The organism is Frondihabitans sp. GW821-FHT04F02 (assembly GCF_059420045.1).
Genome location: NZ_JBWKSZ010000001.1, coordinates 1,060,174 through 1,074,601, shown reverse-complemented (window position 1 = coordinate 1,074,601; position 14,428 = coordinate 1,060,174). Strand labels below are relative to the sequence as shown.

At 71.7% G+C, this 14,428-nt stretch carries 9 protein-coding genes; 3 read left to right on the top strand and 6 right to left on the bottom strand.

Annotated features, from left to right (window positions below):
- The first annotated feature begins 97 nt into the window (after window positions 1-97).
- Window positions 98-1,969, top strand: coding sequence for a BCCT family transporter (locus AC07TY_RS05020; protein WP_494784525.1), 1,872 nt, complete (start codon window positions 98-100; stop codon window positions 1,967-1,969).
- Window positions 1,970-2,300: 331 nt separating this feature from the next.
- On the opposite strand, the gene AC07TY_RS05015 is transcribed toward AC07TY_RS05020, so the two are convergent.
- From AC07TY_RS05015 to AC07TY_RS05005, 3 genes are all read right to left on the bottom strand, one after another.
- Window positions 2,301-4,463, bottom strand: coding sequence for a RecQ family ATP-dependent DNA helicase (locus tag AC07TY_RS05015; protein ID WP_494784524.1), 2,163 nt, complete (start codon window positions 4,461-4,463; stop codon window positions 2,301-2,303).
- Window positions 4,464-4,547: 84 nt separating this feature from the next.
- On the bottom strand, window positions 4,548-7,847 hold the full coding sequence (locus AC07TY_RS05010) for an SNF2-related protein (protein WP_494784523.1): 3,300 nt from the start codon (window positions 7,845-7,847) through the stop codon (window positions 4,548-4,550).
- 130 nt (window positions 7,848-7,977) lie between these two features.
- Complete coding sequence (locus AC07TY_RS05005; protein WP_494784522.1) at window positions 7,978-8,571, bottom strand: SAM-dependent methyltransferase; 594 nt, start codon at window positions 8,569-8,571, stop codon at window positions 7,978-7,980.
- A gap of 272 nt (window positions 8,572-8,843) precedes the next feature.
- Here AC07TY_RS05005 and AC07TY_RS05000 point away from each other — a divergent pair, with 272 nt between their 5' ends.
- On the top strand, window positions 8,844-10,478 hold the full coding sequence (locus tag AC07TY_RS05000) for a molybdopterin-dependent oxidoreductase (protein ID WP_494784521.1): 1,635 nt from the start codon (window positions 8,844-8,846) through the stop codon (window positions 10,476-10,478).
- An 83-nt stretch (window positions 10,479-10,561) separates the two neighbouring features.
- Here AC07TY_RS05000 and AC07TY_RS04995 read toward each other — a convergent pair whose 3' ends face one another.
- Entirely contained in the window at window positions 10,562-10,801 is a 240-nt protein-coding gene (locus AC07TY_RS04995; RefSeq protein WP_494784520.1) for a hypothetical protein, read from the bottom strand.
- Between the two features lie 146 nt (window positions 10,802-10,947).
- Between AC07TY_RS04995 and AC07TY_RS04990 the strand changes: the two genes are divergently transcribed.
- Window positions 10,948-11,253, top strand: a complete 306-nt coding sequence (locus tag AC07TY_RS04990) for a hypothetical protein (protein WP_494784519.1) — start codon at window positions 10,948-10,950, stop codon at window positions 11,251-11,253.
- A 91-nt stretch (window positions 11,254-11,344) separates the two neighbouring features.
- Here AC07TY_RS04990 and AC07TY_RS04985 read toward each other — a convergent pair whose 3' ends face one another.
- The gene (locus AC07TY_RS04985) at window positions 11,345-12,871 is read right to left on the bottom strand and encodes a tetratricopeptide repeat protein (RefSeq protein WP_494784518.1); all 1,527 of its coding nucleotides are present in this window, start codon (window positions 12,869-12,871) and stop codon (window positions 11,345-11,347) included.
- On the bottom strand, window positions 12,871-14,424 hold the full coding sequence (locus tag AC07TY_RS04980; protein WP_494784517.1) for a tetratricopeptide repeat protein: 1,554 nt from the start codon (window positions 14,422-14,424) through the stop codon (window positions 12,871-12,873). The genes AC07TY_RS04985 and AC07TY_RS04980 overlap by 1 nt, the downstream gene beginning before the upstream one ends.
- Window positions 14,425-14,428 lie beyond the last annotated feature (4 nt).

Below are 14,428 nucleotides of genomic sequence, written 5' to 3'. Positions count from 1 at the left end.
CAGATCGTGCAGTTCTGCTTCTGGCGCAGGAACTCGCTGCCGCGACTCGTGGCATACTCCATTTCAGTGGGCTCACCTCCCACGGATCGGGGTCGGAATGTCGTCGCAGAAGTCAGGTGCGCCTGCCGTCAGGATTTCAGGTGCGCCCGCCGTCAAGCGCTGGGTGTTCTGGCCCGCCGCCGTGCTGGTGCTCGCTTTCGTCGCCTTCACGCTGGCCGCACCCGCCACCGCCGAGGGCGTGTTCGCCGCCGTGCAGACCGCCATCGTGCGCGACTTCAGCTGGTACTACGTCTTGATCGCCGCGGGCTTCGTCGGCTTCGCGATCTGGATGGGGTTCAGCCGGTACGGCGACATCGTGCTCGGCCGCGACACCGACAAGCCGGAGTTCTCGACGGCGTCGTGGTTCTCGCTGCTCTTCGCCGCGGGAATGGGCATCGGACTCGTCTTCTACGGGGTGTCGGAGCCGCTCAGCCACTTCGCCGACCCGCGCCCCGGCGTCACCGGCACGCCCGCGCACCTCGCTCAGGAGGCGATCACGCAGACCTTCCTGCACTGGGGCCTGCACGCATGGGGCATCTACGTGGTCGTCGGGCTGGCCCTCGCCTACGCCGTGCACCGCCGGGGCCGGCCGGTGTCGATCCGCTGGGCGCTCGAGCCCGTGCTCGGCAAGCGGGTGCGCGGCGGGTGGGGCAACCTGATCGACGTCATCGCTCTCGTCGGCACGCTCTTCGGCGTCGCCACCTCGCTCGGCCTCGGCGTCCTGCAGATCAGCGCCGGGCTCGAGAAGACCGGGTTCGTGCAGTCGTCGCTGACCGTGCAGATCGTGCTGATCATCGTCGTCACGCTCGTCGCCGTCGTCTCGCTCGTCACGGGTGTGGCGCGGGGCATGAAGCTCCTGTCGAACTTCAACCTGCTGCTCGCCGGCGCACTGCTCGTCTTCGTGTTGATCGTCGGGCCCACGCAGTTCCTGCTGAGGGAATTCGTGCAGTCGATCGGCGCCTACCTGCAGGGCTTCGTCGGGCTGTCGTTCACGGTCAGCGCGTTCTCGGGTGCGCGCGGCGAGGCGTGGCAGGGCACCTGGACGACGTTCTACTGGGGCTGGTGGATGTCGTGGGCGCCGTTCGTCGGGATCTTCATCGCGCGCATCTCAAAGGGACGCACCGTGCGGCAGTTCGTCTTCGGGGTGCTGCTCGTTCCGACGCTGCTGACCTTCCTGTGGTTCGGCGTGCTGGGCGGGACGGCGCTGTTCGCGCAGCTGTACGGGGGTGGGGGGTTGATCGGGGGTGCTCTCGGTGGCTCTGGTGCCGGCTCGGGTGGGGCTGGGGCCGTCTTCGGTGGTTCTGGTGCCGGCTCGGGTGGGGCTGGGGATGTCTTCGGTGGGTCTGGTGCCGGCTCGGGTGGGGCTGTCGACGTCGAGGGGGCTCTGTTTCAGCTGCTGGGGTCGCTGCCGGCCGGGTCGGTGCTCGTCGTGGGTGCGATCATCCTCATCGCCGTGTTCTTCGTGACGTCGGCCGACAGCGGCGCGCTCGTCATGGCGATGATCGCGACCGGCGGCGACATCGAGCCGAAGGCGTGGATCCGCGTCTTCTTCGCCGGCATCACTGCGCTCGTGGCCATCGCGCTCCTCGTCGCCGGCGGCCTCACCGCCCTCAAGACCGCCGCCATCACCACGGCGCTGCCCTTCAGCATCGTGATGATCCTGATGTGCTGGGCAACCGTCGTCGCGTTCAGTCGCGAGTCGCGGGCGTACGCGCGCGCCCAGCGCGCCGTCCTGCTCTCCGAGCTCAGCGCGCACTACGACCGCGAGGTCGTCGCGCCGCTCGAGCGCGAGCCGCGCACCGGGCCGATCGCGCGGGTGCGGCGGCGGCTCGGGGGTGGTGGGCCGGCGTGGCCGGGGGGCCCGGCGGGGGCTGGTGGGGCTGGTGGGGCTGGTGCGGGGTCGAGTGGGCCTGGGGTGCCGCCGGAGTAGCGCGGCGCGCCTGCGCGGCGGCCCGGAGTGTCCTTCGCGGCAGCTCGGCCCACGATCGCGACATGACACCAAGCCGGATTGTGGTGTCATGTCGCGATCGTGGGCCGGAGTATCGCGATCGTGGGCATCGGCGGCCGGTCGTCGGGCCCGACCCACGATCGGGACTCGGCACCACGGCACGACGTGGTGTGGAGTCCCGATCGTGGTGCGTTCGGCCGGGTGCGTGGTGTGGAGTCCCGATCGTGGTGCGGGGGCGCTGCGTCGGGCTGAGGTGAACACGAGGCGCGGGCGTGCGGACGCCGGGCGCGACGGACGCGACGCCCCGCCCGCCCTAGCCGACGACGGCGAGCGCGAAGGGCAGCACGGCGTCGGCGCCAGCACGACGGAGGGCGCGGCCGGCCACGGTGAGGGTCCAGCGGCTGTCGACGAGGTCGTCCACGAGCAGGACGGGGCCGGAGTGGGCGGCGAGGGTCGCGGCGAGCTCGGCCGGCACGTGCACGCTCTCCCAGACGTCGGCGAGGCGGAAGACGCTGTTTCCGCCGCGCTCGCGCCTGGCCGGAACGGAATCGGCCGCACCGGTCGGGCCGGGAGGGGCCACGCGCGACGACGCGAGCGAGCCCAGCACGGGAAGCCTGCCGACGGCGCCGAGGGCCTCGGCCAGGGATGCGATGAGCTGCGGGTGGGTCGACGACGGCATCGCGACGATGCCGGTGGGTCGGGCCTCCCACGGCCAGTCGGCGAGGACGCGCACGCACCCGTCGAGGAGGGAGCGGCTGAGCGGCGCGTCGGGGGTGGCCGGGGCGAAGGTGGTGCGGAGGGTTGTTCCCCACCCGAGATCGGTGAGTCGGGCGAGGGCACGGCCGGGCTCCACGCGCTCGGCGGGGCTGATCTTGCCCTTGACCGACAGGCCCACGCGGTCGGCGCCTGTCGGCCACTGCGCGCGGGGCTCGATCTCGACGCCGACCCGGTCGAGGGCGCCGGCGGCCTGCGTGGCTGCGGATGAGTCGACGTCGACCGGGTACCAAGCGCCGGCGCAGACGTCGCACCGACCGCAGGGTGCCGCGGCCGGGTCGTCGAGGTCGGCCTGCAGCAGCTGCATGCGGCAGGTCTCGCCCGATTCGTACCGGATCATCGCGTTCTGCTCGGCGACGCGGGCCTCGGCGATGCGGCCGTAGCGCTCGGCGTCGTAGCTCCAGCCGGTCTCCGTCGAGATCCAGCCGCCCTGCACGCGCTTGGCGGCTCCGTCGACGTCGAGCACCTTGAGCATCAGCTCGAGCGGCGACCGCTTGACGTCGACCCGGGCCTCGAGCGCCTGCGTCGACATGGGCAGGTCGGTGAGCGCGGACAGCACCGCGTGCGCGCGCGCCTCGGAGGGCATGGACGCTGTCGCGAAGTACTGCCAGATCTCGCCGTCTTCGCTCCCCGGCAGCAGCAGCACGTCGGCCGAGTCGGTGGCTCGCCCCGCGCGGCCGATCTGCTGGTAGTACGCGACGGGGGAGCTCGGCGCGCCGAGGTGCACGACGAACCCGAGGTCGGGCTTGTCGAACCCCATGCCGAGGGCGCTGGTCGCCACGAGCGCTTTCAGGTCGTTCGTCTTGAGGCGCTGCTCGAGCCGTTCGCGCTCTTCGGGATCGGTGCGCCCGGAGTAGGAGGCGACGTCGTACCCGGCGTCACGCAGCAGCCGCGCGGTGTCGTCGGCGGCGGAGATGGTGAGCGTGTAGATGATGCCCGAGCCGGGCAGGTCGATGAGGTGGTCGATGAGCCAGCCGAGGCGCTCCCTGCTCGAGGGCAGGGTCAGCACACCGAGCCGGAGCGAGGCTCGGGCGAGGGAGCCTCGAATGGTGAGCACCGGGGTTCCTGCGCCCAGTTGCTCTTCGACGTCAGCCACGACTCGGGCATTCGCGGTCGCGGTCGTCGCCAGCACGGGAACCTCGTGCGGAAGCGTGCGGATGAGGTCAGCCAGCCGCCTGTAGTCGGGCCGGAAGTCGTGGCCCCAGTCGGAGATGCAGTGCGCCTCGTCGACGACGAGCATGCCGAGCGTGCGGATCAGCTCGGGCATCTGCTCGTCGCGGAACCGCGGGTTGTTGAGCCGCTCGGGCGACACCAGCAGCACGTCGACCTCACCGGCCGCGATGCGCTCGCGCACGTCGCCCCACTCGTGCGCGTTGGCCGAGTTGAGCGCTGCGGCGCGCACTCCGGCACGGGCAGCGGCCGCCACCTGGTCGCGCATGAGGGCGAGCAGAGGGCTTACGAGCAGGGTCGGGCCGGCCCCGCGACGCCGGAGCAGAAGGGTTGCGATGAAGTAGACGGCTGACTTGCCCCATCCGGTGCGCTGCACGACCAGGGCTCGCCGACGATCGGCCACCAGCGCCCGAATCGCCTCGAGCTGCCCGTCGTGGAACACCGCGTCGTCACGCCCGGTCAGCGCTCGCAGGAGCTCGAGGGCCTCCGCCTCGAGAGAGGTGCCGTCGATGGTCGTGGTGCCGTCTGTCATGCCCCTACTCTCGCAGGGGCCGCCGACATCCCGCAGAAGTTATCCACAGGGTCCGTCGCCCTCGAGGGCACGCACGAGCCAGTGCTACCCCTCGAGCAGGCCTCGGATGTCGGCCGCCGTGAGCGACCCGCCGAATGCGGCTTCATCGTCGTCCATCATCGCGTCGAAGAGCTTGGCCTTGGTCTCTTTCAGCGCCATGACCTTCTCTTCGATGGTGTCGTTGGCGATCATCCGGTAGACCATCACGTTCGAGGTCTGACCGATGCGGTGGGTGCGGTCGATGGCCTGCGCCTCGGAGGCGGGGTTCCACCAGGGATCGAGCAGGAAGACGTAGTCGGCCTCGGTCAGGTTCAGCCCGAACCCGCCGGCCTTCAGGCTGATCAGGAAGACCGGCGCCGACCCCGCCTTGAACTCGTCGATCACCTCGGCGCGGTGGCGCGTCGAGCCGTCGAGGTAGGTGTGCGCGATGCCCGCGCCGTCGAGCCGGGCCTGAACGAGCCTGAGGTACGACGTGAACTGGCTGAAGATCAGCGCCCGGTGCCCGCCCGCCACCACGTCGGCGAGCTCCTCGAGCAGCACCTCGAGCTTCGACGACGGCACGTCGGCGTAGGCCTCGGCGTCGATGAGCGACGCGTCGAGCGCCAGCATCCGCAGCAGCGTCAGCGACCGGAACACGATGAACCGGTTGCGATCCAGGTCGTCGACGAGATCGAGCAGCTTCATCCGCTCCCGCTGCAGCACGAGGTCGTAGAGCTTGCGGTGCGCCGGCGCGAGGTCGACGCGCAGCACCTGCTCCTGCTTCTCGGGCAGGTCGGACGCCACGAGCTCCTTGGTGCGCCGCAGCATCAGCGGTCGCACGCGCCGCCGCAGTCGAGCGAGCAGATCGGGCCGGTCGTGCTGCGAGATCGGCTTGAGGTACTCCTCGGTGAACCGCAGACCCGTCGTCAGCAGACCCGGCGACACCACGTGGAAGAGCGACCAGAAATCCATCAGGTCGTTCTCGAGCGGCGTGCCCGTGATGGCGAGCTTGAACGGCGCACGGATCTCGACGGCCGCCTTGTGCGCCTTCGACTGCCGGTTCTTGATCATCTGCGCCTCGTCGAGCACGAGCCCGGCCCACTCCACCGCCTCGTACCTGGCGAGGTCGAGCCGCAGAAGCGCGTACGACGTGACGATCACGTCGTGCGCGGCAGCCAGCTCGTCGAGCTTCAGCCGCCCCTTCGCCGCCGTCGTCGTCACGCCCGCGACACGAAGGCCCGGCGTGAACTTCGCCGCCTCGGCCACCCAGTTCGAGACTACAGACGTCGGCGCGACGACCAAGAACGGGGGCGCAGGAACTCCGGAACCCCGCCGCACATGCTCCATCAGGGCGAGCATCTGCAGCGTCTTGCCCAGACCCATGTCGTCGGCCAGCACGCCGCCGAGCCCGTGCTCGTAGAGGAAGGCCAGCCACCGGAACCCGTCGACCTGGTACGGCCGCAGCTCGGCCTGCACGGTGTCGGGCACCGGAGTCGCCTGGATGCTCTCGCCGGCCGCGATGCCGTTGAGCCCCTCGGCGGTGCGGCGCCACGACTCGGCCTGGTGGCTGGCGTCGGCGAGCTCCTCGAACTCCGACCAGAGGCTCGCCTGGTACCGGTTGATGTGGAGCTCGCCCGCCGGACCGCCACCAGCGCTCCACTCGTCGAGCGCCTCGGCCTCGGCGATCAGCCGCTTGAGCTCGTCGAAGACCGGCTGCTTCAGCGACAGGTACGTCTTGTCGACCATCAGCAGCTTGTCGCGGCCCTTGGCCAGCGCGCTGAACAGCGGCGTGAACGGGATGGTGCGGCCCTCGACGGTGACGAGCACGCCGAGGTCGAACCAGTCGCGCTTCTCCGTCTCGACCGTGGTCACAGTGAGCTGCGGCGTCTCGGTCAGCTCGCGGTAGTCGGGGCGCTCGCCGACCTGGCGCACGCGCACGTCGTCGCGGGCCTCGAGCACCGGCAGGACCGTGGCGACGAACTCCGCCGCGTCGAGCCCGCGCAACGCGAGCTTGGCAGGCGGGCCGCCCAGCACGTCGTCGAGATCGCCCGGCGCCGGGTACGTCGACAGCCTCTCGACGCGGCCGGCGTACTCCCACGCCCACTCGAGGTCGAGGCGGTCGCCCTCCTCGAACGTGCAGGTGAGCGTCAGCATCGGCGGCTCGATCTCGGGTAGCGCCACCGAGGCGTCCGAGCTGACGACCTCCACCGTCGAGGCGAGGCGAGGATAGAACTCCTGCAGGAACTCGTCCCTCGCCGCCGCCGGAACCTCGATCGGGCGCGGGCTGGTCAGCAGAGCCCGCTGCTCGGCGGTCAGGTGTCCCGTCGGCGCGAGGGTGAAGTGCGGCGCGGGCGTGAAGGCCCACGTGTAGACCCCGTGGTCGGCGACGACCCCGACGAACGGCGCGGGATGGGAGCGCTCGCCGACGAGCACCGTCGGAGTGAGGTGGATCGAGGCGTCGGCGGCGGCGGCAGGGAGCGGAGCACGCGCGGCGTCGAGCGTGAGCCGCGCCTCGTCGGCCACGGTCACGTCGGTCTCGCGCTTGCCGGTGACGAAGCCGATGCCGAGCCGGGCGCCCTCGGCCAGCAGCGGCCAGAGCAGAGGGCTCGCGAAGTCGTCGAGGTACAGCCAGTCGGCCTCGCCCGGCACGTACGCCTCCCGGGCAGACCGGTGCAGCGCCTGGAACTGGCCGAACCAGCGGTGCTGCTCGGGGCTGGAGCCGAGACGGTTGAGCGAGAACGGGAGGGTGGTCCAGGTGAGGGAGCCGCGAGTCCAGTTGCCTCGAGCGCTCATCGTGACGGGCCGGACACCGAGCCGGAAGCTGCCGCCCGCCGTGGCCGAGCGGGGCGTGGCGGCTCGCGACGTCGGTGCTCCCCAGCGCTGGGTGGGCGTGCGACCACGCTCGCGGAGCTCGAACTGGAGCCCCATCGGCGTAGCCGTCTCGCGCGGAGGTGCCGGGGTGCCGGTGAGGGCGTCGAGCGCGGACTTCCAGGCGGGGGCGGCCGGGTCGGGAGGCGCCCCCGGCGACACGGACTGCGCGCCCGCCGTCACGGTCTGCTGCACCTTCGCCGCGTTCGCCGCGAGTAGGAGCGCAGCGACGTGCTTGCAGGCCTCGCTGACGAAGCACGTGCAGGTGCTCTGCGTCGGCCGGCCGTAGTCGCCGCGCGCCGACGTGAGGGTGACCGCGGCTTCGTACGGCTCGGCCTCGCTGCCCTTGACCGACCCGCTCAGGCGGTGCTCGACGGGATCCCACGCGGTGCTGAGCACGAGCTGCGACCGGACAGAGCTCTTGGCGCGCTCGAACGCCGGCCGGCCTACCAGCCGGATCACGTCCGTCGCATCGACGAGGGGAGGTGCCTCGGTCATGGGTCCAGTCTGGCAGGGGCCGCCGACACTCGTCGGCGTTCTCCACAGGCCCGAGGCGGGCCCGAGGCGGACGTGTGACGGGCCGATGCAGACCCGCGAAAGACGCGCACCAGGCCAGCGGCGACCTCTCTTATGCGGTCGCCTTCACCGCCACCAGCACCTCGTCGCGGCCCTCGCGCACCGGATGCGGCAGCAGGCCCGCCTGCGCGATGGTCCAGCCCTCGCCGAGCTGCACGGCGAGGTCGGCGGCGGCGAAGAAGAACTCCGGTCCGATCATCGCGTGCTCGTGCGCCTCGTGCCCCACCACGACGAGCGTGCCGGCGGAGCGGGTGGCGGCCGCCATCATGGCGAGGAGCGTCGACATCTCAGCGGGCGGGAAGTGCGAGTACTGCGACGAGACGAGGTCGAAGTCGGCGCCCGACGGCCGCCAGGTGAGGGCGTCGGCGTGCAGCCATTCGACGGGGCGGAGCCCGGGGGCGGATTCGGCGGCGGTGCGGGCCCGCGTGAGCGCCACGGAGGACAGCTCGAGTGCGGTCACATCCCATCCCTGCTGTGCGAGCCAGATCGAGTCGCCGCCTTCGCCTGATCCGATGTCGAGTGCGCGGCCGGGCGTGAGGCCCGTCGCGGTCGAGACGAGGTGCGGGTTGGGGTTGCCGCTCCAGCGCGGGCGGTCGCCGTAGAGGTCGTTCCAGAAGGCTTCGTCGGGCACGGGAGAGGAGGTCATGCTCCCAGAGTGGGGGCGGCGCGGGTGCGGGGGCAAGCTCGTTTGCCGGGTTGGCAAATCGTTGGCTGCCTTTGGTGAGGATTGCGGGGGTGGGCGTCCTTGTGGCGTGCGCACGGCAGGGCGGATCTCCTTGTGGTGCCTGCAGCCGGAGCGCGAAATCCTTGTGTGCCGACGCGGCGTCCTTCGATAAGGCACGGCGCGGGTCTTACGAGATGCCGCGAGACTGTGGATAACCACAGCAGGAACTCGGGCCGCTCGCCTAGCCTCGATCCATGACCACACGTGTCGCTCCGCCTGTCGCGGCCCCGCCTGCCGCGGCGGTGCCGTCGAGCCGCGCGCTGAAGGTGTGGGCGGCGCTCGGCGGGGTCCTCGCCCTGATCGCGTTCCTCGCGTCGGCCGAGGCGGTCGCCGTCGTGATCGGCGCCGGGTCCAGCCCGCTCGTGGGCGTCGGCAGCGCGGTCATCGACCTCGCGCCGCCCGGGGCGAAGAACCTGATGGTGGCGCTGTTCGGCACCGGCGACAAGGCTGCGCTCTTCGCGCTCATGGGGGTTCTGCTCGTGATCATCACGGCGGGCGCCGGGCTGCTCGAACGCAGCCGGCCACCGTGGGGGCGCGTGGTGTTCGGCGTCGGCGGGCTGCTGGCGATCCTCGCCGTGCGCACCCGTGCCGGAGCAGGCAACTTCGACATCGTGCCGTCGCTCGTCGGAGCCATCGTCGCCACTCTCGTGCTCCATGCCGTGATCGCGCGGCTGTTCCGGTGGGAGGCCGCCGCACGGTACGACGCCGGCGAGATGGAGGTGCGGCCGAAGCTGTCGCCCGCCATGCGGTCGTCGGGCCTGGAACGGCGCGCGTTCTTCCGCTGGACCGCGCTCAGCGCTGCGGCGTGGGCCGTGGTCGGGGCGGGCGCCCGAGTGATCAACGGCGCCGTCGTCAATGCGGAGGCACTGCGTGCCGCAGTGAAGCTGCCGGCCGCTGCCGTGACCGAGGATGCGGCTCCGGCGGGGGCTTCGCTCTCGGTCGCCGGCATCACGCCGTACATCACGCCCAACGCCGACTTCTACCGGATCGACACGGCGCTCTCCGTGCCGCAGGTCGACCCGTCGACGTGGAGCCTGCAGATCGAGGGGCTTGTCGAGACGCCCATCACCTTGACCTGGAAGCAGCTGCTCGACCTCCCGCTCGTCGAGCACACGGCCACGCTGTCGTGCGTGTCGAACGAGGTCGGAGGCGACCTCATCGGCAACGCGCGCTGGCTCGGCTATCCGATCCGGGAGCTGCTCAAGCGCGCGGCTCCCGACGCGTCGGCCGACATGGTGCTGTCGCGGAGCATCGACGGCTTCACCGCCGGCACACCGCTGTCGGTGCTGCAGGACGACTCGACGCAGGCGCTCCTCGCGATCGGGATGAACGGCGAGCCTCTGCCGCTCGAGCATGGATTTCCGGTGCGGATGGTCGTGCCCGGCCTGTTCGGCTACGTGAGCGCCACGAAGTGGGTGACATCGCTGAAGGTCACGCGCTTCGCCGACGAGAAGGCGTACTGGTCGACGCGAGGGTGGACCGAGAAGGGGCCGGCGAAGCTGGAGTCGCGCATCGACACCCCGTCGGGCTCGAAGACCGTGTCGGCGGGCACCGTGCCGATCGCCGGCGTCGCGTGGGAGCCCCACACCGGCGTCGCCGCCGTCGAGATCCGCGTCGATAACGGTGACTGGGTCGAGGCGACGCTCGCCGATTCGATCAGCGACGACACCTGGCGGCAGTGGGTGTACCGGTGGGACGCCACGAAGGGCCGGCACCGGATCCAGGTGCGGGCGACGTCGAAAGACGGCAAGCGGCAGACGGCGAAGTACGTTCCGCCGGCTCCCGACGGGGCCGAGGGCTGGGACGAAGTGACGGTCACCGTGGCCTGAGGCCTGAGGCCTGAGGCCTGAGGCCTGAGGCCTGAGGCCTGAGGCCTGAGGCCTGGAGCCGGTCGTGGGTGGCCGAAGCGCCGCTAGTGGCCGGCGACGAGGAGGCTTGCGAAGGCGAGGGTGCCGGTGGCGCCGAGTCCGACGAGGATCGAGCAGGCCACGGTGACGACACGCTGGCGACGACGCTCGGCTGCACGGACGAGGCGGCGGCTCGCCGACTCATCGAGAGCCCGCAGCGCCTCTGATTCCACAAGAGGTGAGGCCGCTACCGAGGCCGTCTGGCGCCGAGCCGCCGTGAGTCGCGGGGGAGTGATGGTGGTCATGGCTGCCTCGAGTCGTCGAATGCCTGCTTTCAGACGACTGTTCGGAGACCCGGAGCAGGAAGGTGGGTATTCGCTGAGATTCGTCTCCGGCGGCCCCGAGCGGGTTGCACGTGGGTGCATCCCGCACCCGGGACGTCCAGTGGGCTGTGGCAGTCCAGAACGCGACGATCGTGGCCGTCATCGGCGCGCGATCGGCAGAGGTCATCACGGCCCTGGGAGAGTCGCACGGAGTCGACGCACTCGTGCTCGGCGAACCCGACGACCACGGCACCAAGCGGATCAGCGCGTCGAACGCTCCGTACGTCGTCCACGACGCGGACCCGCTTGGTCACGTTGCTGATGCGTGGGTCGAGTTCTACGACGATCGCTCGACGGCCGGCGCCCTCGAGCTCGAGATCGAGGCGGCGCTCGCCGCCCCACGCCGCCCCGCCCCGCCGCGCCGACGCATCTAGTCGCGATTCCGGCATCTAGTCGCGAATAAACGCGCCGAGAAGTCGGATTCGTGACTAGATGCGGCCGCGGAGGGCACGCCGCCCCCGCCCCCTACGGCGTCGGCGCGAACGTCGGCACCGGCGGCACTGAGAACGTGATGTGCGGCACGGTGACCGGGTCGGTCGGGAAGTCGAAGTCCGGGTCGACCACCGACGGGTCACCGCCGGGCGAGGGGTTCGACGACGACGTCGGCGCGAACCCGGTGAGCGCGCCGGCGGTCAGGCTCCCGACGAGTGCCAGCGTCGCGAGCGCGGCGATCCCGAGCCGGTAGCGGAACGCCAGCCGCCCGCCGAACCGGTGCGGAACGCTGGCCGTCGTCATGATCGCCTCGCACAGCGCGAAGATCGCGATCGCGGCGGTGACCACCCCGATCGCGACGAGCGGGGCGACCGAGGCGCCGCCCGAGACGACGCTCCACCCCGTCAAATATGCCGAGAGTCCGACGACGGCGGTGGCGAGCGCTGTCCAGAGGGCGAGCTCCTGACGGAGCGTTCCGAACCGGTTGGCCGTGCCGTACCAGGCGTAGCCGGTGCGGGCCCGGGCCGTCCGGAGCACGCGGCGGTCGTCCTGCGCGGCGATCGACAGCGCGGCGACCTCGAGCAGGGCCGAGACCCCGAGGGCGCAGGAACTCGCCCACACCGACACGGGCGCAGCCACCCCGGCGGCCGCCAGCGCCGCGAGCCCCGCCGCCGCGAGCGCCCGCGCCACCCCGAACCCGCGGAACTCCGACCGGCGCACCCGCCGGTACGCCTCCGGCAGCCGCTGCAGGTACCCGCGGTACCAGGCGCCGGCGAGGGCGCAGCCGATGAGGCCGATCACCACTCCGGCAACGGTCATCGGCCAGGCGCGTGTCGAGACGAACAGCAGCGCGGGCAGGAAGGCCGCGATCAGCGGAGCCGACCCCGCGGCCCGCCGGCGCCACGTGACGACGGCGTCGAGCAGCTCGCGCGACTCGGAGTCGCCCGGGTCGGCCTGAAGCAGCGTCGTCAGGGCGTCGGTCTGCTCGCCGACGGCCGAGTACTCCACACGCGACTTGAGGAGCGCGCGGTTCTGCGGCTCCAGCTCGAGCGCCTGGTCGAGCAGCCGGATGGCCTCGGGGTCGTTGCCGTAGTCGTGCTCGATCATCGCGGCCAGGTCGACCATCGACGAGGAGCCGCGGCTCAGCTCGAGGGCGCGCTCGTACGCCTGGCGGCCGATGGCGCGCTCGCGGGCCGAGCGGGCTCCGAGGTAGGTGAGCGCGTAGTTGATGTGCGCCGCCGGGTGGTCGGGCGCGAGCTGCAGCACGACGTCGAGGTGCTTCCGGGCGGCCTCCTTGCGGCCGCCCCGCAGGATGATGTTGGCCAGCATGATGCGCGGCCCGGGTGCGTTCGGCGCGGCGGCCACGGCCTCGCGGGCGCGCACCTCGGCGCGCGGCAGGTCGCCGAGGTCGGCCTGCAGCGAGGCGAGCTCGGTCAGCAGCCTGGGGTGGCCGGGGTGCTCGACGACGGCTGCTCCGACGAGCTCGAAGGCGCGCTGCGTCTGCCCCAGCCCCTCGAAGGTGAGGGCCTGGTGCAAGACGGCTTCGGGGTCGGTCGCCATCACGGGCCGCAGGGGGTCGAGGGCGTGAAGGCGTGCGGGTGCGTGTAGGCGCAGGCCCCGGAGGCGGGTTCGGCAGGGTCGGGGGTGTAGGGAGCGGGGTGGAGGGTCGAGACGGGGCGGGGAGTTCCTGCGCCGTCATCGAGCGTGAAGCCCGTGGCGGCGCCCACCGCGAAGCTGCCCATCGTCAGCGCGACAGCCATCACGGAGAGGGCCCGGCGGGCACGAAACAGGCGCATCCGACTGCGCGTGAGCGGCACGCTCTGGTGCGACGCGACGGTCTCGACGAGCGTGTAGATCGTGATGACGGCGAACGCGGCGCCGACGGCGGCGAACGGGATCACGTCGGCGGTGGGGTCGACGTCGTTGCGGACGTAGGGGGTGACCGCGATGACGAGGCCGATGACGGCGGTCGCGACTGCGGTCCAGGCGCCGAGTTCGAGGCGTCGTCGGGCGAAGCGGTAGGCGGTTCCGTACGCGGACGCCGCGCCGGGCTGGGCACGGTAGAGAATCCGGTGGTCGTCGCGCGCGATCAGCACGAAGACGGCGAAGTCGATCAGGGAGGCGATCAGCAGCAGGAACGCGGCGGCATCCCTTGAGGCCACCGCCGCCGCCGCACCGACCGCCATCACCACCAGCCCGGCCGCCGCCCCGCCGACCACGAGTGGACCTTGCCTGAACTCGGTGCGCCTCAGCGCCAGGTACGCCGGGGGCAGCCCGCGGCGGAAGTCGCGGTAGGCGGCTCCGGCCAGCGCGCACACCACGAGGGAGGCGACGGCTCCGACCGCCGGGAGCGCGGGGGAGAGGTCGAGCACGAGCAGCAGCCCCGGCAGGAGCGCGGCGAGCAGGAGCGGGGTCGCGGCCGCGCGCCGACGCCAGGTGACGACGGCGTCGAGGAGTGACCGCGAGGGGCCGTCGGTCGGGTCGAGCGTGAGCAGGTCGAGGGCGCGCGACGCCTGCTCGGCCAGGGGTGCCAGCTCGGCCCGGACGACCTGCAGCGGCTGGTTCGTCGGGTCGGTCTCGAGCGCGGCGTTCGTGAGGCGCAGGGCTTCGGCGTCGTGGCCGAAGTGGCGCTCGATGGTGATCGCCGTGAGGTATGCACGGGTCGAGCCGCGGGTGAGCTCGAGGCTGCGGCGGGAGGCGGAGCGGGCCAGGGTCTCGTCGGCGAGGTGCGCGTTGCCGTCGCCCTCGCCGAGGTAAGTGATCGCCAGCTGCAGATGGGCTTCGGCGAGGTCGGGCGAGACCGCGAGCAGGTCGAGGAGGGCGGACCGAGCTTCGTCGAGGTGGCCGAGGAGCGACATGACGGTGGCCCAGGCAACGCGGAACGTCAGCCTGTCGGGCTCGGCGGCGATGACCTCGCGAAGGGTGCTCTCGGCCAGGATGAGGCCCCAGCGGGTGCCGGCGTCGGTGAGCAGGAGAGCGTGCTCGAACAGCAAGTCGGGGTTCTCGGGGTCGGCGCCGAGGGCGTCGTCGATGAGTGTGCGGGCACGGTCGTGCTGGCCGAGCCCGCGTAGCTGATCGGCCCGGGTGATGATCCCCTCTGCGTCCCCCTCCATCGGT

Bases quoted from the DNA above. Each gene is read 5' to 3' on its own strand.
- AC07TY_RS04995 (WP_494784520.1), bottom strand. From the start codon at position 10,801: ATGACCACCATCACTCCCCCGCGACTCACGGCGGCTCGGCGCCAGACG.
- AC07TY_RS05010 (WP_494784523.1), bottom strand. From the start codon at position 7,847: ATGACCGAGGCACCTCCCCTCGTCGATGCGACGGACGTGATCCGGCTG.
- AC07TY_RS04980 (WP_494784517.1), bottom strand. From the start codon at position 14,424: ATGGAGGGGGACGCAGAGGGGATCATCACCCGGGCCGATCAGCTACGC.
- AC07TY_RS05020 (WP_494784525.1), top strand. From the start codon at position 98: ATGTCGTCGCAGAAGTCAGGTGCGCCTGCCGTCAGGATTTCAGGTGCG.
- AC07TY_RS05005 (WP_494784522.1), bottom strand. From the start codon at position 8,571: ATGACCTCCTCTCCCGTGCCCGACGAAGCCTTCTGGAACGACCTCTAC.
- AC07TY_RS05015 (WP_494784524.1), bottom strand. From the start codon at position 4,463: ATGACAGACGGCACCACGACCATCGACGGCACCTCTCTCGAGGCGGAG.
- AC07TY_RS04985 (WP_494784518.1), bottom strand. From the start codon at position 12,871: ATGGCGACCGACCCCGAAGCCGTCTTGCACCAGGCCCTCACCTTCGAG.
- AC07TY_RS05000 (WP_494784521.1), top strand. From the start codon at position 8,844: ATGACCACACGTGTCGCTCCGCCTGTCGCGGCCCCGCCTGCCGCGGCG.